General features: G+C 64.4%; 27 protein-coding genes and 1 pseudogene. 15 read left to right on the plus strand and 13 right to left on the minus strand.

All coding sequences use genetic code 11. The features are described from left to right. The 3 genes from mobF to H7J73_RS01850 form a co-directional block, all read right to left on the minus strand. Positions 1–1671, minus strand: a 1671-nt coding sequence (gene mobF / locus H7J73_RS01840; protein WP_435405404.1) for a MobF family relaxase, incomplete at its 3' end; no start/stop codon positions are given. 325 nt (positions 1672–1996) lie between these two features. After that, a complete protein-coding gene (locus H7J73_RS01845) occupies positions 1997–3193 on the minus strand; it encodes a rep protein (RefSeq protein WP_264065529.1) in 1197 nt (398 codons plus the stop codon). A 328-nt stretch (positions 3194–3521) separates the two neighbouring features. Further along, a complete protein-coding gene (locus tag H7J73_RS01850) occupies positions 3522–3851 on the minus strand; it encodes a hypothetical protein (RefSeq protein ID WP_264065530.1) in 330 nt (109 codons plus the stop codon). A 195-nt stretch (positions 3852–4046) separates the two neighbouring features. Here H7J73_RS01850 and H7J73_RS01855 point away from each other — a divergent pair, with 195 nt between their 5' ends. From H7J73_RS01855 to H7J73_RS01870, 4 genes are all read left to right on the plus strand, one after another. Further along, entirely contained in the window at positions 4047–4244 is a 198-nt protein-coding gene (locus H7J73_RS01855) for a hypothetical protein (protein ID WP_264065531.1), read from the plus strand. 112 nt (positions 4245–4356) lie between these two features. Next, positions 4357–4935 carry an AAA family ATPase gene (locus H7J73_RS01860; protein ID WP_264065532.1) on the plus strand — a complete coding sequence of 193 codons (579 nt, stop codon included), beginning with the start codon at positions 4357–4359 and terminating at the stop codon, positions 4933–4935. Next, on the plus strand, positions 4928–5155 hold the full coding sequence (locus H7J73_RS01865; RefSeq protein WP_264065533.1) for a hypothetical protein: 228 nt from the start codon (positions 4928–4930) through the stop codon (positions 5153–5155). The genes H7J73_RS01860 and H7J73_RS01865 overlap by 8 nt, the downstream gene beginning before the upstream one ends. Positions 5156–5523: 368 nt before the next feature. Then, positions 5524–6213 (plus strand): hypothetical protein, encoded by a 690-nt coding sequence (locus H7J73_RS01870; protein WP_264065534.1) that lies wholly within the window; start codon positions 5524–5526, stop codon positions 6211–6213. A 105-nt stretch (positions 6214–6318) separates the two neighbouring features. On the opposite strand, the gene H7J73_RS01875 is transcribed toward H7J73_RS01870, so the two are convergent. From H7J73_RS01875 to H7J73_RS01890, 4 genes are read right to left on the minus strand one after another with little or no spacing between them, the layout of a single operon-like run. Beyond that, a complete protein-coding gene (locus tag H7J73_RS01875; RefSeq protein ID WP_264065535.1) occupies positions 6319–6699 on the minus strand; it encodes a hypothetical protein in 381 nt (126 codons plus the stop codon). After that, a complete protein-coding gene (locus tag H7J73_RS01880) occupies positions 6696–7520 on the minus strand; it encodes an AlbA family DNA-binding domain-containing protein (RefSeq protein WP_264065536.1) in 825 nt (274 codons plus the stop codon). Before H7J73_RS01880 ends, H7J73_RS01875 begins: the two co-directional genes overlap by 4 nt. Positions 7521–7551: 31 nt before the next feature. Then, positions 7552–8193, minus strand: coding sequence for a hypothetical protein (locus H7J73_RS01885; RefSeq protein ID WP_264065537.1), 642 nt, complete (start codon positions 8191–8193; stop codon positions 7552–7554). Continuing rightward, positions 8193–8777: a recombinase family protein gene (locus H7J73_RS01890; RefSeq protein ID WP_264065538.1), complete on the minus strand. Its 585-nt coding sequence runs from the start codon at positions 8775–8777 to the stop codon at positions 8193–8195. The genes H7J73_RS01885 and H7J73_RS01890 overlap by 1 nt, the downstream gene beginning before the upstream one ends. A gap of 165 nt (positions 8778–8942) precedes the next feature. Here H7J73_RS01890 and H7J73_RS01895 point away from each other — a divergent pair, with 165 nt between their 5' ends. After that, positions 8943–9269, plus strand: a complete 327-nt coding sequence (locus H7J73_RS01895) for a hypothetical protein (RefSeq protein ID WP_264065539.1) — start codon at positions 8943–8945, stop codon at positions 9267–9269. 84 nt (positions 9270–9353) lie between these two features. Here H7J73_RS01895 and H7J73_RS01900 read toward each other — a convergent pair whose 3' ends face one another. Continuing rightward, positions 9354–10205 carry an alpha/beta fold hydrolase gene (locus H7J73_RS01900; RefSeq protein WP_264065540.1) on the minus strand — a complete coding sequence of 284 codons (852 nt, stop codon included), beginning with the start codon at positions 10203–10205 and terminating at the stop codon, positions 9354–9356. A gap of 285 nt (positions 10206–10490) precedes the next feature. On the opposite strand from H7J73_RS01900, the gene H7J73_RS01905 reads away from it, so the two are divergent. Further along, on the plus strand, positions 10491–11246 hold the full coding sequence (locus tag H7J73_RS01905) for a YfbU family protein (RefSeq protein WP_264065541.1): 756 nt from the start codon (positions 10491–10493) through the stop codon (positions 11244–11246). Between the two features lie 31 nt (positions 11247–11277). Here H7J73_RS01905 and H7J73_RS01910 read toward each other — a convergent pair whose 3' ends face one another. After that, on the minus strand, positions 11278–11931 hold the full coding sequence (locus H7J73_RS01910) for a Fic family protein (protein ID WP_264065542.1): 654 nt from the start codon (positions 11929–11931) through the stop codon (positions 11278–11280). A 353-nt stretch (positions 11932–12284) separates the two neighbouring features. Between H7J73_RS01910 and H7J73_RS01915 the strand changes: the two are divergent. Continuing rightward, positions 12285–12488: pseudogene (locus H7J73_RS01915) on the plus strand (hypothetical protein); the annotation flags it as partial. Here the strand turns inward: H7J73_RS01915 and H7J73_RS01920 are convergent. Then, positions 12458–12823, minus strand: a complete 366-nt coding sequence (locus H7J73_RS01920; RefSeq protein ID WP_264065543.1) for a hypothetical protein — start codon at positions 12821–12823, stop codon at positions 12458–12460. The pseudogene H7J73_RS01915 and the gene H7J73_RS01920 overlap by 31 nt on opposite strands. 13 nt (positions 12824–12836) lie before the next feature. Beyond that, the gene (locus H7J73_RS01925) at positions 12837–13061 is read right to left on the minus strand and encodes a LuxR family transcriptional regulator (RefSeq protein ID WP_264065544.1); all 225 of its coding nucleotides are present in this window, start codon (positions 13059–13061) and stop codon (positions 12837–12839) included. 146 nt (positions 13062–13207) lie between these two features. Here H7J73_RS01925 and H7J73_RS01930 point away from each other — a divergent pair, with 146 nt between their 5' ends. From H7J73_RS01930 to H7J73_RS01955, 6 genes are all read left to right on the plus strand, one after another. Further along, complete coding sequence (locus tag H7J73_RS01930) at positions 13208–13846, plus strand: hypothetical protein (RefSeq protein WP_264065545.1); 639 nt, start codon at positions 13208–13210, stop codon at positions 13844–13846. A 113-nt stretch (positions 13847–13959) separates the two neighbouring features. Next, on the plus strand, positions 13960–14250 hold the full coding sequence (locus tag H7J73_RS01935) for a hypothetical protein (protein ID WP_264065546.1): 291 nt from the start codon (positions 13960–13962) through the stop codon (positions 14248–14250). A 268-nt stretch (positions 14251–14518) separates the two neighbouring features. Then, a complete protein-coding gene (locus H7J73_RS01940; RefSeq protein ID WP_264065547.1) occupies positions 14519–14812 on the plus strand; it encodes a hypothetical protein in 294 nt (97 codons plus the stop codon). 6 nt (positions 14813–14818) lie between these two features. After that, positions 14819–17260 carry a hypothetical protein gene (locus H7J73_RS01945; protein WP_264065548.1) on the plus strand — a complete coding sequence of 814 codons (2442 nt, stop codon included), beginning with the start codon at positions 14819–14821 and terminating at the stop codon, positions 17258–17260. Between the two features lie 149 nt (positions 17261–17409). After that, on the plus strand, positions 17410–17979 hold the full coding sequence (locus tag H7J73_RS01950; RefSeq protein ID WP_264065549.1) for a hypothetical protein: 570 nt from the start codon (positions 17410–17412) through the stop codon (positions 17977–17979). A gap of 670 nt (positions 17980–18649) precedes the next feature. After that, the gene (locus H7J73_RS01955) at positions 18650–19735 is read left to right on the plus strand and encodes a quinone-dependent dihydroorotate dehydrogenase (RefSeq protein WP_264065554.1); all 1086 of its coding nucleotides are present in this window, start codon (positions 18650–18652) and stop codon (positions 19733–19735) included. A gap of 822 nt (positions 19736–20557) precedes the next feature. Here the strand turns inward: H7J73_RS01955 and H7J73_RS33790 are convergent. Continuing rightward, on the minus strand, positions 20558–20668 hold the full coding sequence (locus H7J73_RS33790) for a sigma factor-like helix-turn-helix DNA-binding protein (protein WP_353961985.1): 111 nt from the start codon (positions 20666–20668) through the stop codon (positions 20558–20560). Between H7J73_RS33790 and H7J73_RS01960 the strand changes: the two genes are divergently transcribed. Next, positions 20621–20911 (plus strand): hypothetical protein, encoded by a 291-nt coding sequence (locus H7J73_RS01960; RefSeq protein WP_264065550.1) that lies wholly within the window; start codon positions 20621–20623, stop codon positions 20909–20911. The genes H7J73_RS33790 and H7J73_RS01960 overlap by 48 nt on opposite strands. A 109-nt stretch (positions 20912–21020) precedes the next feature. Next, positions 21021–21923, plus strand: coding sequence for an alpha/beta fold hydrolase (locus H7J73_RS01965; RefSeq protein WP_264065551.1), 903 nt, complete (start codon positions 21021–21023; stop codon positions 21921–21923). Positions 21924–22230: 307 nt separating this feature from the next. Here the strand turns inward: H7J73_RS01965 and H7J73_RS01970 are convergent. Next, the coding region (locus tag H7J73_RS01970; RefSeq protein ID WP_264065552.1) for an AAA family ATPase at positions 22231–23564 on the minus strand (1334 nt) is incomplete at its 5' end.

Here is a 23564-nt window from a genome sequence, read left to right on the forward strand (position 1 = left end):
GATCGTGCGGTGATCCAGCGTCAACCGCCCGTGGCGTAGCTCGAGCAACGCCTTGTCGACGGTGTAGGCCTCGTCGCCGGCGCACTCGTTCTTCGCCACATCGACGGCGCGACCTTGCGGTGCCAAGACCACCACGGTGCACCCGACACGGTTGGCCGCCGCCCGCAACGCCTTGAGGGAATGGGTCTTGCCCGCACCAGCTGGCGCGGCCAACGGCTGCACCAGCCACGGCGATTCCGCCAACGCGGTGATGGCGCGCGCTTGGTCGGCGGACAGTCCCTCGGCGTCGGCGTCATTGACCCGCACGACAGCGCGTTCATCGCGTGCGTCGACCATGCCGAGGATCTCCCATTCCTCGGCCAACACCAGATCAATGGTGTAGCGGACGTGCCCTTCGCGGTGATGCGCGGCGCGGGTTTCGCTGACCCGGATGGCGATCGCGTCGACCGCGGCTTCGATCTGTTCGCGCGGCGAGCGGTCATCACCAGCGACCTCGACAGGGAGTTGCGCACCGATGATCTCCACCAGATCGGCGCGGGTGAACGCCGCCTTATCGATGCTCGCGGCGATCTCGGCGATGCGCCGTCGGTCGAACGTCGCCGGGGCGGCCTGCCGCTGTTGATGGGCAGCCCGATTGGCCTCGACATCAAAGCTGAACCCGCGCGGATCATCGTGCCACTGCTGGCGTAACTGCGCCCACGACAAGCCTTCCGGCTTGCGCGGCCGGGTCGCTTTTTGCGCGGCCGCGAGCTGCGCTTGGGTCGGTTGCCCGTCAACGAGGGCCAGGTTTCCGTCGGCCCATTCACGCAACTGGGTACTGCGTTGGGAGTGCGCTTTGATCACCACTGGGTCGATACCGACGAGTTCGGCCATCCCGGTGTGCGGGTCGATCGGTCCCCACTCCGCGCCGATCGACTGCGTCAGATTCCGCCGCATGGTGGCCTGATAAATCACCCCACCGGCCTTGGACTCATGCCACAAGGAGTCGGTGTCCACGGCGGCGAGTTTGCCGTCCGCGCGGGGTTGTTTGTTGGGGATGATGACATGGGTGTGCAGGTGCGGATCACCCGCGCGTGACGTCTCGTGCTGATAGGCCACCGCGACCAAACCCGGGAGCCGCTGGAGGTCCTTTTTCCCGGTGACGTTGTTGTGCACCCGGGTGTAACCGGCGTGCTGATGAACGTATTCGAGGGCTTCCCGCACTCCGGTGGTGTGGGCGTCCAGGACCGCTTTTTGCACCACGTCACCGCCGTAGGCCCGCAACAAACTCAAACTCTTCGGTGCGCAAAACGTCGCGTCAATGCCGTGGTTGTCGTTGGGTCCGAACGCCCGACCGCGCGCCCCGTTGGGCGCGATTCCCTCATCCAGCCAGCGGGTCACGGTGTCCAAATCGGCCAGCCCACCAGCGCGCTGCTCATCGGTTAAACCGACCAGTTTCGCTGCGGTGTGAGAGTCACCGACCACCGTCCATACCGGGGCACGGGTGTCGTGTTCGGAGTAGTACTCACCCAGGCCGCCATTGGCGGCCGCCGTGTCCTTGGCCGCCTGGCCGGCCTCCTGGGCGGTGCGGTTGTAGTAGTCGATCGACCACAGCTTCAGCGGCGAGCAGGTCAGCATCTGCCACCACCTCAACCGGGCCAGGCGGCCCGTCAGGGCCGGGGGTCTGAGCACACCGCCAGGTGTGCTCAGACCATGCTTGCACAAAATGTGCAAATGTGCCAAGAGTCAAAGCAGGTGGTTGAATAGGTAACTGGAGATGAGGCAACCAAAGGCGAGGTGGGAAGCAGCCGAAGGCTGCTAGAGACAGCAGCGAAGCTGCTGAGGACAGAAGACGACGAGCAAGGATGGTGGACGAAAAACAAAGAGGTAAGAACGGCGGGTGAGCCTCAGGAGGCCACGCCGACGGGGTCGGCTTCGGCGGAAAACCTCACACGAATAGCTTGGCTAATCAATATTGAATTGTTGGCCCCGGGCCGAACGCGGTTAGGTTAACTAACTACCGTGGTTGGGCGTCTCCGTGAGCGGTTGCCGTGCCGGAGTTGATGTGTCGGCGCTGCGGCGTGGTTGTCGCGTTCAGTGAGGGGTTGCGGCTCGGGTGGGTCCGTTCGGTCGACAGGGCCTTCAAACGTGGCCGGTGGGGGACGTTTCCGTGCGCGTGGGTGTGCTCGGTAGCGGTGTGGTGAGCGCTTCCGGTGAGCACGCGGCGGATCTCTTCTCGGGCGGCGGCGATCCGGGCCCGCGAGGCGTCGGTGAGCACGACAGGTGTCGGCGTCGGGTCGAGGCTGGCGGCGGCGGAGCCGCCCGCCTTTGCCGCGGGCTTTGGTGGTGTCCAGGACAGCCGTCGTAACCGGCTGTGCAGGAAGGCGCCGGGGTTGGCGATGTGGTCGGGCCAGGTCAGCCCTCGGGCGCGCATGTCGGTGTTGAGCTTGTCGTTGATCGCTCGGGCGGACCACACCGTGGGATCGATGCCGGCGGCGGTCAGTGCGTCGCAGATGGCGCCGATGTGGGTGCGGTCAAGGCCATAAGTGATGGCCACGAGCCCGGCGGCGAGCCGTTGGATGGCCAGCGGCCGCGCCGTGGTGCGCCACGGCCGGGCTTGTCGGGGTTTGTTGTCGGGGATCCTGTGGGCGGGTGCGCTTGCGTGCCCGCTTGGTGAGTAACTCCCTACGGGAGAAAAAGAACTAACGCCGCCTGACGGCGGTAGGTGGAAATCATGCACAACTGGGCGGGTGACAGGACGGGCTTCGCGGCGCGGCACCAGGTGGTACACCGAGGGCCTGCGGCCGGTGCTGGGGGTACCGGGTGAGCCGTGGCCGCGCTGCGCCTCGACGGCCCACTGGGACACCCGTAGGACTCGCCAGGCGGCGGTGATCGTGCGTACGTCACAACCCACCCGGGAGGCGATCGTCGCGCGGGTGACGGCGACGTGGCGGCCGGTGGCGTGGTCGGCGTGCTCGGCCATCACCGTGGCGATCGATAACAGCGTGGCCGCGGTGATCGATACCCGTTCCTCGGTGCACACCTGGCTAAAGGCTGGTGAGTGCGCCCACTGGCGCAGACCGTCGAGCCAGCCGGCGCGACTGGTCCACATCGGCGCGCGCGGTGCACACGCCCCGGCGCGCTGCACCCACTCGCGGCGTCGCTCGTTCGCCAGCGCGCGCACGACATGCGGGCTCGAAGCAGCAGAAGCCACAGAGCCGAGCGGCGTCGGCCACGCACTGCTTGCCCGACGTAATCGGGCGTTGGAGAGGTCACGATTTACGCACCGATCGCGCGGCGTATCTAGTACGTCGGGCAGGCGTGCGCTACCGTGAGAGCTGTCCATCCAGACAGTCCCTTCGGGGAACGGGTGCGGAGAACCCTGAACCGAGTTGGCCCTCGGTTTGAATCTCCAGACGTGGCCCCGCCTAAGGCGGGGCCTTCGTCAATTCAGCGGGGTTTCCGCACACCAGCTATTCAGATGTCACATCTGCCAAGAGGCTCGCCATGGAAGACGAAAATTGAGCCCCTGGCGCATGCCGTCACATCGCCAGCGGCAAAACCTCCTTGTCGAGTTCGCGCACCAGCTCGGGGTGTCCGGCTTGGATGGCCAGCAGATCAGCCACGTATTGCGAGACAGACATGCCTCGCGCGGCGGCCTGCTGCTTGATCTTTTCGGAAACGAGACGCTCCGGGCGGGTTAGCAGTTCCACGCGGTCGCCTTTACGGGGTCGAGGCATGTTCCGAAGACTGCCAGCAAGATCGCGGTATCTGATACAGGACACGCCGTCGCCCGTGATGTTTTTGTGACTGGCGTGGTTCGTCATGCCGGCGGACTGGGCCGAGGCCGCCCAGGGTGTGGTGAAGAGCAACTCAGCGAGGGAAAGCGCGCCGCGCCGGATGTTGACCCGGGTGCGCGCGCTCCGTCCAGCCAGAACTTTCTGACCTGCACGTTTATAGCCGTGAGCGGTTTAGCGGCCCAGTTGTCTGCACGGTGCCCCTGTAGAACGTGGCTTGCCGTCCCTTTAAGGGGTGAAGGCATGTTTCTACGAGCAATAGGGGCAACTGTGGCATCACAGAAGAAGGACCCACCGCCGCTGCTGACGGTGCGCAGCACGGTGGTGTTCTCGGCGGCCGCGGTGGCCGCGGGGGTTAGCGGGATCGGAACCTACGTCGGAACACGTGAACCGCTCACCGCTGCTGTGGCGGGTGGCGGGGTGTTCTTCGCGGCTGCAGCCTGGCTGGACAAGCACGTCGGCATCTAGCGATGTCAGGCCATCAACATGTGCTCAGTTCACCTTGATGACGTGATGACGTAATGATGTTGTTGCGTTTTAGCGTAGTTATGTTGTTACGTCATGACGTAATATTGCTGGTATGCCGATTATTTCCCTGGTGCACACCAAGGGTGGTGTCGCCAAGACCACCAGCGCGATGTATCTCGCAGCTGCGGGCGTCTCGCGCGGCTTGGATGTGGTGCTCGTCGATGCCGATCCGCAAGGTTCTGCACTCGAATGGGCCGCCGACGCCACAGCCGACGGTCCGATGCCGTTCCCTGTAGTGCCGGCCAGCCGGCCCCTGACCGCCGATCGCGATTGCGACTTGACGATCATCGACACCCCACCTGGAACGGCGCAGGTGATCCAGGAGGCCATCGACATCGCGGATCTGGTCGTCGTGCCGACCGGGACGTCCCCGCTGGACGTTCGACGGGTCTGGCCGACGTTGGAGATCACCGCTCACCGTCCGACCGCTGTCTTGCTGACGAGCGTGGATCTACGCACCCGTCTTGCCGATGAAGTCCGCGGACTCTTGGAGGCCGAAGGCGTACCCGTCATCGGGACTCCAATCCTGCGTCGCGAAGACGTGCGCCGTGCCTACGGCGCCGCCCCCACCCGTCTGCACGGCTACGACGATGTTCTGACCGAACTCCTGGAAGCGATGGCCCATGTCTGATCTGACCTCGAAGATGGCCGCACGCGTGCGCACCGAGCCCTCAAAGCGGGCCGCCGAAGCGTTCCGGTCCCCCGCGGATGCCATGCAGAGGGCCACCGTCTACCTGCCTCGTTCCACCGTTCGGGGCCTCAAGCAGGCCGCCCTCGACGGCGACACCAGCATGAGCAAGATCCTCACCGACTTGGCCGATCGGTGGCTGGCCGACAACACCAAGACGTAATTACGTCTTTACGTTGTTACGTCCTGGCCGTCTCGCGAGTTGCGCGCTCCCTTGCAGGACGTTTTGTATATGGTTACTTGCAGATGCGGTCGGCCGATGTCCGGCCGTTCGTGAAGAAGCCTCCCCCTCTCGCCGAGAGGGGGAGGCTTCCTTGTCTTTGCGGCGTAGTGGGCTACCAATACGTCGTGACGTATATACGTCACGACGTAACGAGTCGCGTACCGCCGGAGGCAGACCCGACTCGGACCCACCGCGCAAAAAAGATGGCTCCAACTCCGAAGAGTTGAAGCCATCTCCATGTAAATCGTGTGTCGACGGGGGGAGGCTTTACAGCCAGCGAGTCCCGAAGCGCGTGATACATAGGCTACATGTCGCAACCGACCTCTGCAATGACCGAGGCTGATGCCAACAAGATCATTGCCTGCCTGTCGACTCCGCGGATGACCACTTATCAGCAGGTAGTCACGCATAAGCCGCAGGATGAGCAGACCCTGGCCGCCCTTGCGCTGTACCGCTGGAACGTAGAGGTCTCGGCAGCTTTCATGGCGCCGATACATCTATGCGAGGTCGTGGTGAGGAATGCCGCCTCCGAGGCGCTGACAGCGGTCTACGGTCCACGATGGGTGTGGGACGCCAGTTTTACGGGAGCGCTACCCGACCCTCCAAGACCGACCTACAGCCCCAAACGGGATCTCATTCAGGTCAGACAACACCACGCCACGGTCGGCAAGGTCATACCAGAGCTCAAATTCGTGTTCTGGGAAAACCTGTTCACTCGCAGACACGACGGCCGGCTTTGGAACCGCCACCTCCTCAGCGTGCTGCCCAACCTTGATGCGAGCCAACCGCCTAACGTCCTTCGAAACACAGTTCGTTCGGAAATCGAGTCCGTACGCCATATCAGGAATCGCGTCGCGCATCACGAGCCGATCTTCGCCCGGAACCTTCCGGGTGAATTGCAAAGCATGCGTCGGCTGGTTCAGTGGAGATCTACGGAAGCCTCGGCCTGGTTTGACGATATGGAAACCGTGACCGACCTGCTCAATGCCCGACCCTGACCGAGTGGTACACCATGACGTATAAACGTAACAGCGTCAAGGCGTAATTACGCCACTGCGTCTTGACGTAATGGCCTGCGCCCGGATGGGTCCGACCAGGCATGCCTACGTCTGACGGTGGAGGCGTTGTGCCCAGGCTGGGTAACTGCCGAGGCTGCGCAGCAGCGGAGCAGTGAGGGCCGCGGCGACCTGGCCGGGGTCGTCGTCGAGGTCGTCCAGCGAAGCTTCAGTGGCTCGCTCATAGATGTTCTCGGTGTAGATCGGCCCCCTGTCGCCGAAATGCTGGTCGGCGAGGGTCCATGAGACCGAGTCGCTGAGGCCATTCATCGAGAGTGCGAACCGCCAACTGCCGGTGTATCCCCACTTGTGGGAGACCGCCGCAGCGAGTCGGGCAAGCATGCTGATGTGACCGATGATCAACGCCTCAAATACGACGGTGACGTCGGGTTGGGCAGGGAACACGTTTTGGAATGATCGTGTGGTCACGGCTCGCTCGGATGCCAGAACGAGTCGTCCGGATTCGGTGAAGAAGATCTCGGCGGCGTGGTCGTTGCCCGTGAAGCGTTGCCCGTCGTACATGCCAGTGGTGAGTGCGACGCCGCCAGGTCGCCGGGCGAAACCACTGGCCTGGGCCAAAGTTGTGCATACGTTTGGTTTTGACCGTCCGTGGCTGAGTGCACTAGTTGAAGCACTGTTTCTTGCCACGTTGATGATTCAGACAAGGCGACGAGCATGTCCTCGCGGGCCCCGACCGGATCGGCCACCACCACTAACAGTCGTTGGTTATCGCCGACGAGGTCGGTACGTATCGCGCGCGCATCCGCTCGGAGGTCACGACGGTCAGCCAGTCGCCTGTCGAGTAGCCGCACTACCTCGGCGTTGGGGAGCATTCGGTTGGTTTTGTCGCCGCGGCCGTAATAGCGGCCATCGACCATGTGCGGGGCTCGAACTGACTGCGGCACGTGCACAACGACGTAACCGTGGTTGGGATCGCTGGTGGGGTTGATGACGGTGGTGCGGATCTGTACCGCCTCGTCGATTCTCATTCGCGCAACTTGCTCGATGCGTTCGGCGAGTCCGTCGATAGGGACTGGCCACAGACCAGGCGGTGAGGTGTCCTCGTCAATGCCGATCAGGATCGTTCCTCCGTCGAGAGCGAAAGCAGCGATGTCTTTGGCTAGGTCCTTGTTGGCGGCGTTACCGGATCCCAGCTCGCGCTTGAGATCCAACCAGTGGGTTTCTTCAAGCAACCCATTCACCGCTAACCGCTGGAGTTCTTCTTCTGTACGGGCTTGGATCACATCCATGGGGCTCCTCGAACGGGATGTTTCGTGCGGACTAGCGGCTGAGTAGTTCGCGTAGCCGCTTCGCCCCGCGGTCAGTCACCGACTGAGACGAGAGGACGTACGCGGCGGCCTGATCGGGAGTGAGCCGGCCGCCGCTGATGTGGCCGCCGAGGAAGCGCCGCGCTTGGGCCTTGTCATCTGCTCCGGTCCAGCCGTTACGGCCGCCGTAGAAGATGACGGAATCGAGGTCTTTTCGCACGCCATCGTCCATCTCGGACGGCGTGACCTCTCCCGTCAGCAGGTTGATCGCGGCCGCGCCAGCAGCCCACTCGGCCAAGGGTGTAGAGCCCTCGACGACAGCGAGTGAATGACCGCGGGCGAGGCCCATCGCGAAGTGCAACGACCGCTCATCTGGCACGAAGGCTAGGACCGGCCCGCGGTCTGGCCGGCTGCGGCTTTGCGGCGTGGCGTGCCCGCCAGCTCGGATGATCTCGTCGAGGTCGGCATAACCGAAGCTCGCGGCATTTTGCGCATTGCTCACAAGCAGGGGCGCTAGATCCTCCTCCTGGCTGCGTTCCCAAATCCATTCGGCGGCAAGGGCGATGGCATCCTCCCACGGCCGATCCTCGACGTCGTCGGGGACCCACGCCGCGGCTCGTAGATGTGTCGACAGGTGCAGATCGGTGCTGGTCATCACGCGGCTCCTGATGGTGAGCTGAGTTTTGCCAGGTAGCGGTATGCCGTGGCCCGGCTGACGCCGAATGCTTGTGCAAGTTCGGGTACCGGTTCACCCGTTGCGGCGAGCCGGCGCAGCTGCTCTTGGCGTTCCGGGGTGAGCTTGGCCGGCTTGGTGGCCGGCAGTTGGCGAACTCGGCGGGAGTCGCGTGAGGCGGCACGCCGCTCGCGGCCGAGCTCGAGCTCGAGTTCGGCCAGCGTCGCCATAATGGTGGCCACCGCACGCCCTGTCGGTGTACCGGTATCTACGCCTTCACGTAACGCGCGCAACAGGATTCGGCGCTGGCCAAGATCTGCGATGGTGCGAGTTACTTCTACGACGGATCGGCCCAGCCGATCGATGGCGGTGACCACTACGGTGTCACCATCGCGGGCGTAGTGCAGCAAGGCTGTCAGACCTGGCCGATCGGTGTTCACCGCACCGGAGAGTTTGTCGGTGAAGATACGACCGGATTCGACCCCCTCGGCGGCGAGCGCGGCGAGCTGCGCATCGAGGTCTTGGCCCAGAGTGCTTACCCGCGCGTACCCGAGAATTGCTGCCACAGCCCCACTGTCTCATTGCGCACCGACAACGAGGATCTGAGACACGCGACGTGAGACGAGATATGAGACAGCGCCACCTGGGGCGATGTGACGGGGGAGGGTTCCCCGCACGCCTGTCTCATTTCTCTACAAACGAGACAGCCCCGTGAAGCTAGGGTTGAAGGCGTGCAGTCGGTAGGAACGGTGCGGGAGTGGCACACCGAGGAAGGGTGGGGCGTCATCGATTGTCCCGACACCCCGGGGGGCTGCTGGGTCAGCTTCAGTCACCTCTTCCACGAAGACGTCCCCCCACCCGGTCCCGGTGAAGTCGTCCACGTCTCGGGCGGATTCCGTGAGGCCTTCGCCGGTGAAACCGTGGACTTCGACTGGGAACCGACTTCTTACCCCGGAGGTCAAGACGGCTACTCCTTTCGCGCCACCACCGTGTGGCCCCGCGGAGTCACACCGCTGTGTGAATCCGACCCACGGCAATGCACGACCCGCACCGCCTAGCAGAGAAGCGCGGTGGAGCCCAACCGCCTTCCGGGACGGTGTCTTAAGTTAGGTGCCTGTGTCGAGGAGGCCGTGGCCTTCGACTCAGGTGGCGCCATCGGCGGCGAGCGTCGTGAAGTGCGCGCGGACGGCTCGAATCAGTTCTTGAGGCTGGTCCTCGCCGATCAGCGTGTAGCTGTCGCCGATCTCCAGGAATTGGGAGTGGCGAAACGACGCGGCCAGACGACGCCCGAGGGCTACCGGGAACATGCGATCCTCGGTCGCCCACGCGACGGTGACGGGCCCGGTGAAGGTGGCGCTGCGGGCGGCGATCGCCAGCAGTTCCTCCCGGCTAGGGACACTGAGCAGATACTTGCGCAGGTCGCGACGAATGTCCGGTCGTTCGGTCGCGGGTCTAAACCACGCATCGACGATCCCGTCGGGAATGGGTCGCTTGCTCATCCAGCCCCACGCGCCGGGACCGCGTCGCCCGATCCGGGTGTCGAGCACCTTCATCACCAGCCTCAGCCCTGCCGGTATGCGGGCGGCGAGCACGATGGCGCGCGCCGGCGCAGGTGGATAGACCTCGAACGCTTCACACGACGTCAAGACCAGCCCACCCACGCGCGTGGCGTCGGATGTGGCGATGAGCACTTGCGCTCCGCCCCAATCATTTTGAACGATGGTCACCGACTCCAGGTCGAGTGCTTCGAGGAATTCGGCCAGCAGCGCTGCCATCCCGATCAACGACAGGTCAGCGTCGGGGTTCATCGGCAAGCGGTGCCCACCCAGGGGCAGCGTCGGACACACGCATCGAAAATCGCGGCTCAGATCATCGAGCACGTTGCGCCATGCGGTGTCGTTCATCAGCAACCCGTGAACGAAGACCAGCACTGGACCCTCACCACCGGTGTCGATGTACTCAATCGGCCCCGACGACAGCCCTACCAGCGGCATCCACGTCCCCCTTTTGACTCGATTACTACAGAGGGTAGTACCGAAGTCGACGCCGCGAAACCCCTCTTCGAGCGCTCCACCGTCCACGTCTTCACGTCGAGAACACCTCGTCGAGCGGCGATCACTACGGCGACCGTCTGAGACAGGAACTGAGCCGTCCCGAATGTCTAGAAACGAGACATCGGAGATCTGCCCACCCGACTCTCTTGTCATCCACGTAATGGGTGTGTGACACTTTTTGTTAGTTGTTTGGTTGTCATCCAAAATTACATCGAGGAGGGCGGCATGGCCGTCTTGAATATCCGAGTAGACGATCAGATCCGCGATGAACTGAAGGACTTGGCTGACGCGGAGGGCGTCACCGTCAGCGAATACGTCCGCGATCTGCTCACGACCGCGCTCGTTCCTGGTTATGAGTCCAAGGAGGACCACGGCGACCTACCGGCGCCGGAGACGATGCGGCTTGCCGATCGGCAGGTGCTCTCCCTGCTTCACCGCATCCTCGCGCGCGTGGTGCCCAAGGACAACGAGGACGTGGACGGAGACGCCGAGTATCAGCTGGGGCGGGCGCGGGTGATCGAGGCGGGCTACACCGGGGAGTACTGGCGCGAAGTCGCCGGGTTCAACCCCGAGCTGTCCAAGCGTGACTGCGGCCGCGTCCTGGACATCCTCGACATGTTCCGCATCATCACCTTCAGTATCCGGCGGCTGGAGAAGGACGGGACCACCGTCGACGAGGACCTCAAGTACGCGCTGGAATTCTCCGGCTTCGACGGCAACGACGGACTCGAAAACCACATGGCCCACTACGTCGAGTTCCTCATGAGCGACGGCCGGTGGACCGAACTGCACGAACAGTGGAACAGCAACGACGAGGGGAACTCCCACGCCCTCATGCTCGACACCTACATGCGCATGGTCGCCGAACACCGCCGCATCAAGGCCAGCCGTGACCGCGGATTCCACCGAGAGGACTACCTGCTGTCCCTCGAGGAGCTCCAGCAGATCGCAGACGCTCGCCACCCGTCGCGCCGCGGCTAGCTCGAGGGGGGAGTAGTGGCGGTGAGCGGGCTTATCGCAGCCCGATCAATCCGCGACTCCGCAGCAGGTCTTTCACGCCGTCGCGCTCGCCGTAGACGTACGCCTTCGCCAGCAGGTGGTGAAACGTTGCGGCGAGACTCGGGTCATCGTCATCGACGGGGATCGTGAGGAGCACACCTGCCCCGGAGCCGATGAGCAGGCTGTTGGCCACGAACACTGCGGTGCGTTTGTTGCCGTCCTCGAACGGCTGGGCCTTGGCCAACTTCACGAAGAGGTCGAGCGCGTGCTCCCGAACGTCACCGCTGCGGGCCGCCGTGGCGAGTAGGGCCTGCAGTCCGTCCTCGCTGAGGGCGTCAGGACTGTGGTGCCCGTACGGCGTCGTCACGCCGATCGTCTGCCCCTGAGTTCGCAGCTGGCCGGGGTGTAGAGCCCCGCTTCGCGTGATCGTGGCGTTGACGGCCCGCACGAAAGCGGAGTCGACCGTGCCGCCGGCGTGATCGACGATGAACTGTGCCGCGTCGCGCAGGTCCTCCAACAGCGCAAGATCGGCTCGCGACGGGACTTCGTCAAGACGTCGACAGCGTAAGAAGTTCTCGGTGTCGAGCCGACTGACGGACAGGCCATCGAACACCGTGCCGGCGGAGTACACGACGTCCGTGAGGTCGGCGACGGTGAGCGCGTCCACGGGAGGGTCTTCCTTTCACGGCGGCGTCCCTGAGCGGCAACGCTGACTATTCTGATGGTGTGACAAGCGAGGGCGGTGACACCGGTTCAGAGGCGTCTGTGCCTGCTTCTCCGCGCCGCTTCGGTCAGCTGCCCAACCTTGCTGTCCCAGACGACTTTGATGAGCCGTTGCCCGAGGACGGCTGGCCCAGTGATGATCTCGACGACTGGCCCTTCGATGCTCCATCCGTTGACGTTGCGCGTCTTCGTGAACCGCTGAGGTCGTCGGAAGCCGACGTCGCGGCCGGCCGAACGTTCGGGGAGGACGAGATCCGCGCTCGATACGGTGTGCAGCAGTCAGACACAGGGAGCTCCGAGCAGGAAACCGCGTACCTCCTGCGGTCGCCGGAGAATGCTCGCCGGCTCATGGAAGCCATCGCCCGAGACAAGTTCGGCCGACAGCAGCGGGAGAACGAGGTCGACGAGCACGTGGCGGCCGGGCGGGTCACCGTTCACGATGACGCCGACGCCTTCCTGGGCCATCTCGATCAGCTTGACGCCCAAGCGGACGACGCATGAGCCAGGGCCGAGCCCGCGTCAGCAATTAGGGCTGCGCTCGTCTCGGCGATGGCTTCAGCAATGTCATACAGCACGGTCGTGCGGACGTCGGAGAGCAGGACGTGTTGCTCTGTGGTGATCGCCGCGGCGAGGTCGTCGGCATTCTGCGTCGGATCGGCCTGGTCGATGATGCGGTAGACGATGTCGTCTAGCTCGGTCATGGCCGAGCACGTTGCCTGCCCGGCCATCTCATCGATGAACCTCTGGCGGTCCTCAGCCGGCCACCACGGCGGGATGTCCAGCTGCGCGCGGTAGACAGCCGCGATGCTGGCCTCTAACTCATCATGGTCGACCACTGGAATCTCCGAATCACTTCTCCGCGTGCGTCTTTCGCTGCTTGTACTTCACGAACCCATCCACGGCTTGCTTCGTCACGCCAAGCTGAGTGGCAATCCACGTCGTACCGCGGCCGCCGTCAAGCAGGTGCTGGGCCGCCTTGCGACGCCGCTCCCGTGCATCGGCGAGTTCGTCTGTCAGACGTTCCAGGTCGCCATGGGCGCGCACCAGTTCCTCAAGTGCGTCGCTCTCCTCCATGCCGCCCATCTCACCACGAACTCCCGGACGCGTTCGAGCATCGACGACGCCCAGCGGCCATGTGGTCAAGACTGTCTTGACACATCGGCGGGTCGCGCATAGCGTCAAGACTGTCTTGACTCGCCTGTGATCGAGAGGGTCCGCCCATGAGCCTTACCGCCGCGTTCGAAGATGCCGCCCGGGCGCACTTCTCCAATCCGCCAGCCACCTGGCGCCTTCAGCCCACCGCCAACGGATGGAACATCGTTGATCTGCACGGCGCGGTCCTCGACACGTACCCCACCCAGGTTCAGGCCGAAGAACGCCGCCACAACGGCCCTGCGGCTCAACGCTGGCATCGCCGCACTGACTGGTACCTCGGCTATGACGACACCAGCGGCAGCCGGGCTCTTACGACCCTGGAACGGATCATCGTGGCCGACCTCGTCGACGTCGTCGCCGGAGCCGACTTCGAGATCCGTCACGCGAGCAGCGTTCGGCCTGCACGCCTCGTCGGCCAAGATGCCGGCGACGATCGCCTGTGGTTGGCCGCCTTGCTTCCTGACGGGTGCTATCGAATTCGCGGGGACTTCTTCGGCACCTACCAAGCCGAGCAGCTCGATTTCCAAGATGAGCAGGCCGTTGCGGAGTTCCGGGCGTTTCTCTACGAACTCATCACCGGAAAGGAGCGGGAGGTCCCCGTCAACAACACGCGCCCGCCCACAAGGCTGCACTCGACTACGAAGAACGCGCAGGCAGCAGGCCTGGTCGAGAATCACTATTTGTGTCCCAGGGCGGCGGTATGATTGCACGGAATACGTTCTGCCACCAGCACTTCGACACACCAACACGTGAACAAATAAAGCAATTGAAGCAATTCGCGAACAGTCTTTAAGGCACAGCGCGCGGGAGGAATGTAATGGGTGACGCGGTTCATCTCGCATCCGGCGATCTGCAGGCGGCCATGTCTGCGTGGCGTGCGGACGTGCCTGGTCTGGTCGCTTACCCCGAGCTTCCCGTGGGTGTCGATGATGCGGCCACCGCTGCGGTTCTCGCCGCCATGGCTGGTTGGCCCATCGAACACACCACGATGGGCACTCACCGTGAGACGGCGGCCACCAAGTTCGATGGAGCGTCAGCTGCCACCACGGCTATCGTGAGCACAGCCGACGATGATGGGGCCGCTCGAATCGCCGCGGTGGAGCTCTGAGATGAGCCACTTACCGGGCTGGGAATCAGCACCCCCGGTCGTGGCCTACCCTGTGCCGCCGGTGCCGCCGTATCTACCGCCCGCTGGCCGTTCGAGGGGAAGTGGGGTCCGGCGTGCCCTGACAGCCCTGGGCGTCATTCTCTGCGTCTTTGGTGCCGCTCTGGGCGGCGTTCTCGTTGGAACGCATGTTGCATCCAAGCCCACTCCCGCGACACCAGCGTCCGCGGCTCCGCCGTCCCCGGCCACCGTGCACGCGCAGACGATCGATTTGTGTACACGATTCGCTACGGCCTACGCCGCCATTCCGACGCCACAGAACATTGCCGCCGACGTCGTGCCCGCAGCCAACTACATCGCAGATGCATTGCGCGACAACGCCATCGCCGATTCCGGGGTGCGCGCGGCGATCGCCAAGTCGTTGCAGCAGTTGCGGGATCAAGGTGCGGCGTTGAGCCGGCAACCGGCCCGGGGTGCAGTACAGCCGCCTACCGACTGGACCGCGGCTCCCGCCAACGCCGCCGATGACCAAGTGTGGTCGTCGTGCGAGGGGTATCAGGGGTGATCTGACGTGCCAACAGTTGCTTCCGGGGGCGATAGCGCATTCGCCGCGGCGATCAAGGCGGGTCGTTGGCCTAGCCCGGAGGTCTTTGAGCAGGTCGCGGCCGCCCATGATCAGCAGGCCTCCGCACTGGTCACCGCCGTGGACACCTCATGCGCGGTGCACAGGCCGCGCTTGGCGCAAGCACTGCAAGGACAAGCCGGTGATGCTCAGATCGCTGCGCACAACGCCAACATCGACCTGTGGGACACCCACGCCGACGTGTACACCCAATCGGCCAGTGCGGTCCGCAGTGCGGCTGGAGAGCTCCGCGGGCTGCAACATGACCTTCGGCTCCTCATCGAAGACAAAGAACCGCAATATAATTCTGCGCTGAAGCGTAAAGAACCCCTTGCCGCACAAGGGGTTTTGACCGATGCCCTCAACGAGGCTGACGGAATGGTGGCTACCCGCGGCGACGCCGCGGCCAAATACGTCCAGGGCGTGAACTTCACCGCGCCGCTCCCTCAAGCACCTGCTAGCCCGGACGGTCAGAACAACACGGACCGAAACGGCCCCCCAGAGCGCGACAAGCGGACAGACGCCTCCCACGACGGGGACAAGAAGGGAACCGCGACGGGCGACGGCGCAAACTCCACTGCCGCCGATCCCCAACGAGACGTCAAAACCGACATGCCGCCGAAAACGGACACACCCAACCCCGAAGCCGACGGCCCACCGCGTGATGCACGAACGGATCTGCCGCCGCCGGATGCGCTGCCGAATAGCCAGCAGCCTCTACCTGTGACCGGTCGGATGCCTGCCATGCCTTCGCAGCTCGGCGCTGGCGGCCAGGGTAGTGGTGGAAGCGGTGGCGGTTCCGGGATGTCGGGTCTAGGTTCGGCGTTCAAGCCGCCGTCCAGTTTGGGGTCATCCTCGTCGATGCCGACCTCGCCCGCGTCGTCGATGCCGTCGGTTCCTTCCGCGCCGTCGTCGTCCTCAGCGGCGTCACCGATGTCGAATCCGGGGTCAAGTTTTCAGTCCGGCTTGGCATCCGGGATGAGCGCTGCCGGTGGCGGTGGGAATTCCTTCGCTCCTTCTCCGGTGTCTCAGCAGATGCCGCAGCAGGCATTGGTCGCTCATCAGGCGGCCACGGGTGCTCCAGCGTTTGGGAGTGGCCCGGCCGGTGTGCCGCTGTCTGCGCCAGGTGGCGATGCCGGTGTCGGGGGCGGGACGGGCGGATCATCCAGTGGTGGAGGGGCGTCGGCCGGTGGCGGTACGCCGATGATGCCTCCGGCCGCGATGGGCGGTGGTGCGCCGTTGGCTCCCTACAGCGCGCCGGGGGCGGGCGCGGCCGGCGCTGCTGGTGGCGGCGCGGGGACCACTCCTGCGACGTCCGGTCAGTCCTCGCCGAGTGCGGGGTCGGGTGGCGTAGGTGCACCGGGTCCACTGGTGGCCGGTGGTGCCGGATCGACAGTGTCAGCGCCCGGGGTAGCCGCGCTGACCAGTGAGGTGAACCCAGACATGCTGTTGGCTCAGCGCGTGTTAGGTGGCTTGGCCCGCGGGTGTGAGGATTGGCCGGCGCCGATCGCATGGGCTGTAAGCGTTCTCAAGACACCAGTGGGTTCGCAGGTCATGGTGGCCAGCAGCCTCGGCGGCGGCAGCTACATGCCGGCGACGGTGTTCCTCCCGGCGACGGCACGGTTGGCGGTGGTGGATCCGGCGTTGCCGTATGGGTGGGCATGGCGTTGGATGGGATCTCAGAAGCCGTCGAAGCTTCTTGTCGACCACTTCGAGCAGTTGGGCAGAAAGGTTGCAGGAGTATCGATTTCGGCGATGGTCACCACTGAGTTGTGGCCAGATACACCTGCCGGGGTGACGGACTTTGCAGGGTTTGAGCATCGACAGGCTCTGCGATTGGCGAGTGTGGCCCCCTCACTTGATGGCGCGCATCAGCATCGGCTAACGGCTCTCGATCCTGTTCTAGCACAGCGTATCTCGTCGATAAATTCGAACGGTCGTGTGCATGCGGGTACGGCGGCCGCGGAGTTCACGGCGGCGGTGATCAGAGCGGCCACGCAGCCCGATCCAACAACCGGCAGGCCGCTGTCGTTTGAGGATGAGGCGATGATCCTGCAGGCGGTCTCGGCTGGACTTGCCGACACCGCAGCGTGGCAGAGATACCGTTTCCAGGTCGCAGGCCGCGACGGGAAAGCATGGTTGTTCCCGGACTCGCACGCCGCTCCTGATCCCGACGGCTCGGAGTTAAGTGAATCCGTCAACGTGTGGTATCGCTATTACTTTCGGGGCGGCCGGATTGTCGAACTTGTGGAGCTGTGGAAAGACGGTGGTGTTCCGCCGCTAGCCGAAATCGCTTATTGCGGTGTGCAGGCCGGGTTCGGGCCGGTGGTGTCTGCCCTTATCGGTGCTATCGAGCAGCGGATCCGCAGCGACGTTGGACAGCGCCCATGAGCGCTGCCAGACGTGGTCCTGATCCGGGCGAGCTCAGAGCGCGCCACTTAACTGCGCAGTACTGCCTGGCCTCAGTTTTGGCCGAAGCGCGGCGCGGCGAGCTAACAGCCGATTGGCGTGAACAACGGCTATCAGCAGCGGTGGCGGAGGTGCAGAAAGACGATGCGTCGCCACCGGAGGAGCCGTTCGATCCGCTGCAAATAGCTTTTGACCCGGACAACCCGCTGGCGCCGCTCGCGGCGTTGGATACCGGTCCGTTGGGCATCGAGCGGCGGCTAAGCAACTACTTCACGTTGTTGGATGTAGTCACCACCTGCCCGCTATCGCCGTGGGAGCCGGCCGCGGATGGATCGGCGCGTGCCGCATTGGAGGCCTGGTACGCGGCGTCGGTGGACTGCCTCGCCGCCCGCAGTGAGGGTCCCGAAATTCCCCGACGCGACGGCGAAGACGAAGACACACACCGCCTGCGGACGCAGCTAGTGACAAAGCGGCGGGCAGAAAGCCAACGGGACGCAGACCTGCTCACCGAAAGCTATGAGGCGGGGCTGGTGTCGGTCGGCGCCGGTGACGGCGGCTGGGTTGAACGATCGCGTCGTCGGGTCACGGATTGGCCTGGCTGTCTGAGCTTTTCCCGCTTGGAGCATCTGTGGGCGCTTGATGATCCGCTGTATGTCACCAGCCGCGAGTGGCTGCCGGTGTATTGGGGTGACCGCCCGTAGCGGTTCTGTGGGTGTGGGCTTCAGGTCTGGCCCTTCCTCGTAGTGGCCGCGTGGGTGCGTGGTGTGGTGGCCGTCAAGGCTCGACGTAGTCGACCGCGCAGCGGCGTGGCCACGGTCTTGACGGCCACCACACCACGTTGACCACAATCGAGGCCGAGGAAGGGCCACCACCTCCGCTGGGGACGTGCGCACCCGCTCGCGGGCGGCGGCTGTAGGTTCTCACGGAACGTGGCGGAATCTCGCGGGTGATGGCGAAGCGACGGCGGATCCGCCACGTTCGCCAGACACGCTGGCCTCAAACCGGGTAGCCGTGAGCCGAAACGGTCCGCGTTCCCACCGCCGCGTAGGCCACCTCATAAATCGGCTTCACCTCGATGAGCACGGTGCGGCCATCATGCAGCCGTGCCGCTACGTCTTATCCGTAACGGTGAGGTACTTGCGGCATGACGATGCAGTAGCGCCCGATAGCTACATGTGTAGGACGTAGCGGGAGACGGCGCACGTCGTGCACATGGCGACGCTGACCTGGCGAGCCGAAACAATAGGATCGCTGTTTGGAACTATGGATAAACGCGTGGGCGGTTCGCCCACGACATGACGATCCGATGATGGGAGACTCCCGCCGATGGGCAAGCTGGACGCTGAGGCGGCCCTCGAAGACTGTCACCCCGTGTACGGCGCGCTTCGCCGGATGCTGTTCTTGCTGTCGGCCGAACACAGCCACGCCGCGGGCTTTACGGTGCTGCGCGGCCTCACGGCTGCGGAGCCGATGCGTCGGCAGCTTCGCCGGCGATTGGCGCCCAACGATCCGATACTGGCCAGTACAGCGTTCGGAGTGCGCTTCCCGGGACCAATGGGGTTGGCCGCAGGCTTCGATAAGGATGGCACGGGACTATCGACCTGGGGCGCGCTGGGTTTCGGCTACGCCGAGCTCGGAACCGTCACCGCGCGTCCACAACCGGGCAATCCCACGCCGCGGCTATTCCGGCTGCCTGCCGATCGCGCCCTGCTGAACCGGATGGGCTTCAACAACCGCGGTGCCAGCGAACTCGCCCTGCGGCTAGCGCAAAATCACTGTGTTGACATCCCAATCGGGGTCAATATCGGCAAGACCAAAGCGACTTCGTCCATGGATGCTGCCGACGACTACCGAGCGAGTGCCCAACTGCTCGGTCCGCTGGCGTCCTATCTGGTGGTCAACGTCAGCTCACCCAACACCCCAGGGCTGCGGGAACTTCAAGCAGTCGAGTCACTGGGGCCCATCTTATCGGCCGTGCTCGCGGCGACCTCGGCGCCGGTGCTGCTGAAGATCGCACCGGATCTCTGTGATTCCGACATCGACGAGATCGCGGATCTGGCAGCCGACCTGGGGTTGGCTGGCATCGTCGCAACCAACACCACGGTGGCCCGCGACGGCTTGGTCACTGCGGGCGTCGACCGCCTCGGTCCCGGCGGCATCTCCGGCTCACCGCTGGCGCGCCGAGCCACAGAGGTACTGCGCCGACTCTACGGTCGCGTCGGCGACCGGCTGTCGCTGGTCAGTGTTGGCGGTATTGAAACCGCCGAGGATGCCTGGGACCGCATTGCTGCGGGCGCCTCGCTACTGCAAGGCTATACCGGCTTCATCTACGCGGGACCGATGTGGGTCAAGGACATTCACGACGGCATTGCCCGCCGGCTCCGCGATCACGGCTACTCGTCCCTCACCGCCGCAGTCGGGTCGGCTACCCGCACCGGCAACGACGGTGCGCATTAGAATTAGCCATCGACGACTGAACATCCAACCTGAAGACCGCGTAAGTCATGGCATCGGATGGCTTCTTTAACAGGCTGATCACCGTGTCTTGTTATCCCAGGGTCAGCACCATTCACGACGGCTACACCGTTACGGATAACACTGTCACCTACGTGAGAAAACGGCCTTCTGAAGCACGTCGGTAACTGTCTTGTCTTACACACTCGTAATGACGTTACGGATAAAACGTCGGGGTAGTAAGACCTGGTGTGACCGCCCCACAGGTAGGGGACCCGCACTGGCTGTTCTTGGAATGTTGCCACCAAGCTGCTGTCATTCAAGATCCGCAGTAACCGGGCCTCGAATCGGCTGTCCCAGGGGACTTTGCGGCCGAGCTTGGCGAGAAATGTTCCGCCGTGCCCCTCTTCACTCACATCGACCTGGCGAGCTGCGCGGTCGGGAATCGGGCAGGGTGACTCGGTGGTGTCGGCCGGCCACTCGATGTGGCTGAGCCAGCGTTGCAGGTGCGCGGTTGCGCAAGTGTCGGCGACGGCGGCGACGGCCGCTTTACGCTCAACGCGCTCCAGAGTTCGCAGCCGGTTATGAACTCTGGCGACTCGGGAGTGGACTTCGTTGGCAAGTCGGCTGGTGTCAGCTGCGCCGTGCCCGGAGAGACGGAGTTTTAGAACTGCGAAATGCTTTGTCAATGGCCCAGTTTCAGCCGCACATGCTTCCAGCGTGAGCCGCCGAACAAGTAGCTCGACATCGGCAGTGGAATCGGGACCGTACCGTGCAGTCAGCATGTCGCGAGTAGATCCGTCCTGCACGGACTTGAGCGCCCGGCTAACTAACCACCCTCCTCACGGAGCGGTCGACGAGTTGGCGGACCCGCTCCCGTGAAACGCCATGGTGGTCGCCGATTTCCTGCAAGGTGGCACGATCGCGTCCGTCTATGCCGAATCGCCTGGTCAAGATGTCGTGTTCACGGTCATCGCGGGAAAAGCGGCTGAGCATCGACAACACCAGGTCGTGGACAGGGGCGACATCGCCGGCCAGCTCATCGAGCCAGACACAGAATTGATCGACGTCAGAGGGATGTACCAGCGGCGGCGGCGACAACGGACCAAGGTCAGCCATAGCAGCAATGAGTGTGACAGGTTTGGCTGGCCCCGTTTGATCGCAGAGTGTCAGGCTTGAGTGTCATTCGCCAGGGTGATGGGACCACCGGTTCGCCAGGGGGTCATCAACCACGGACCAATTCAACCACTGAGCACCTGCTCGCCCGCAGCGCAGAGGTCCGGGCAAAATGGACGCGGTGCAGGCATTGACGATCCGCGCTGGCGTCCTTGACGTGGCTATCGAGCGTCACGGTCATCCGGGCGGGTGGCCGGTCGTGCTTTTGCATGGATTTCCCTACGACCCCCGTTGCTACGACAAGGTCGTACCCCTGCTGGTTGCCGCGGGAGCAACTGTGGTGGTGCCCTACCTGCGCGGCTATGGGCCCACCCGCTTTCTGGAAAGGGCGACGCCACGCTCAGGGCAACAGACCGCGCTGGCCTCAGATCTTCGTGCCTTGATCACCGCGCTTGAGGGGGCCCCACCGATCGTCGCCGGCTTCGACTGGGGCGGTCGCGCCGCATGCGTGGCCTCCGCACTGTGGCCCGGCCAGCTACGTGCGCTGGTCACCGTGTCGGGCTACAACGTACAAAGCATCGCCGCCGCGTCGTCACCGGCGCCACCAGAAGTCGAGCGCAAGCTCTGGTATCAGTACTACCTGCACGGCGAGCGAGGCAGAGCCGGGCTTGACACCTACCGCCGTGAGTTCGCGCGCCAGTTATGGCACGAGTTCTCACCGCACTGGGACTTCAGCGATGCCGAGTTCGCCGCGTCCGCAGCATCATTCGATAATCCCGACTTCGTCGACGTTGTCGTGCACTCCTACCGGCACCGCTACGGCCTGGCCGCAGGCGACCCCGCCTACCAGCACCTAGAAGACCAAATCGCAGCCCAGCCCCCAATTACGATCCCGACGGTCGTTGTTGATCCCCAAGCCGACCCTCTAGTGCCCCCAGGGTTGCCCCGCGCAGTCCACGAATGGCGCCTCTCTGCCCTGCTAGACGTTCGTCGCGCTGACGTCGGCCACAACGTGCCCCAAGAAGCACCAGAAATATTCGCCGAGGCAGTCCTGCACGCCCACACCCACAGCTGAACGGGAAAGTTCCACTACTCAGACCGTCACGGTGCGCGTCTTTAGGCTCGTCAGAAACCTAGAAACCGTTTCTCCACCGAGGCAACGGTGGAGCCAAGCCAATTTGCTCTAGTGGGTCCGTCCGAACTTGACAGACTCAAGCAAACGGTAGCGACGACGACTGACGTGCACGAGCCGCGCACATTGCGGCAGTCAAAAGCGCGGCCTGAGAGAAGCGTCGGCCGCTCCGCCGTTCGTGAGGCGAATCGGCAACCGCCCAGCGCCGCCCAGAAATGCAGTCAGACATGAGGACCGACAGCAGCGGCTTCTACAGTCCGATGTCGTAGCCGGTGTCGCTGCCGCGGTCGCGGGTGGGCGCCTGGGCGCGGTTGAGGTAGTCGTGTAGCCAGCGGTTCTGCTGGGCCTGCTGGTCGGCTTGGTGGTCTTTCCAGGTGCGGTAGGCGGCGCGCCGCGATGCGGTGTCGTGGTCGCGTTTGTCGGCGAAGCGAGCGACCCGTTCGGGCAGCTGGGTACGGTCGGCGTCGGCGGCGACCTGGTGCACGGTCTGGGCTCGGCTCTCGCGGCCGGTGATGGCCCGGACGAGGGCCGTGGCCTGCTGGGGGTCACCGCGGCGGGCTTGGTGCAGGCCGGGGTCGGGTTGGGCGTGTTCGTGGTCGCCTTCACCGGCGATCTTGTCGTAGATGAAGGCGCGGTTGATATCGCGGCCGCGGGTCATGCCCACATAGAGGGTGTTGCGCTCGGTGCGTTCGCTGACGATCGGATACGAGGTGTCGGCGGTGACACCTTGGGCCGATTGCAGGGTGACGGCGTACCCGTGGTGGACGTGCTCGCGCAGGTAGTCCCCGCCCAGGACGGCGACCGCGTCGTCGGTGATGCGCCGGGCTTCGATCCGCGGCCGTTCGTCGTGGGTGTCGATGGCCGTGACTACCCAGCGTTGCCCGTTGCGGACTTGGTCGGCGCGGGTCGTGGTGTCGAGGTGGCCGCGGTCGTCGGGGGCTGCCCAGACGTTGATGTCGGTGGTGTTGTCGCGAGTGACCACGATGTCGCCGACCCCGATGCGGTGGCCACGGGCACCGGTGACGGTGGGGGCATCAGGTGCGACGCGATCATGGTGGATCTGTTTGTTCAGTGCGTCGCACAGTTCCCACCGATCGGGGATCAACAGTGCGTCCTTGCCCGCGGCTGTGTCGGCGCGGTAGTCGGCCAGCGCGTCGGCGGCCATGGTGACCTCGTCACCGCAGCGCAGCCGATCGTGGTCGCGATACCACGCCACGGCGCGGCGCAGCGGGTTCGGGCCGCCACTGCCCAGCCCCAGCGAGGCGGCACGTTCTTCCGGGTCGCGCATCCGCCAGACCTCTGACAGGCGTTGAGACCACGGCAGATCGTCGCAGAGTTGTTCGAACATGCCGCCGCGTTTACGCACCGGAGACAGCTGATAAGCGTCCCCGACTGGCACCACTTTCGTCGCGGCCGCCGTGGTGTAGGTCAGCAGTTCGCGCAGCTGGTTGTTGCCGATCAAACCGGCTTCGTCGACCACCACGATCGTGCGGTGATCCAGCGTCAACCGCCCGTGGCGTAGCTCGAGCAACGCCTTGTCGACGGTGTAGGCCTCGTCGCCGGCGCACTCGTTCTTCGCCACAT

The organism is Mycolicibacterium komossense, from assembly GCF_025822605.1.
Classification (GTDB): domain Bacteria; phylum Actinomycetota; class Actinomycetes; order Mycobacteriales; family Mycobacteriaceae; genus Mycobacterium; species Mycobacterium komossense.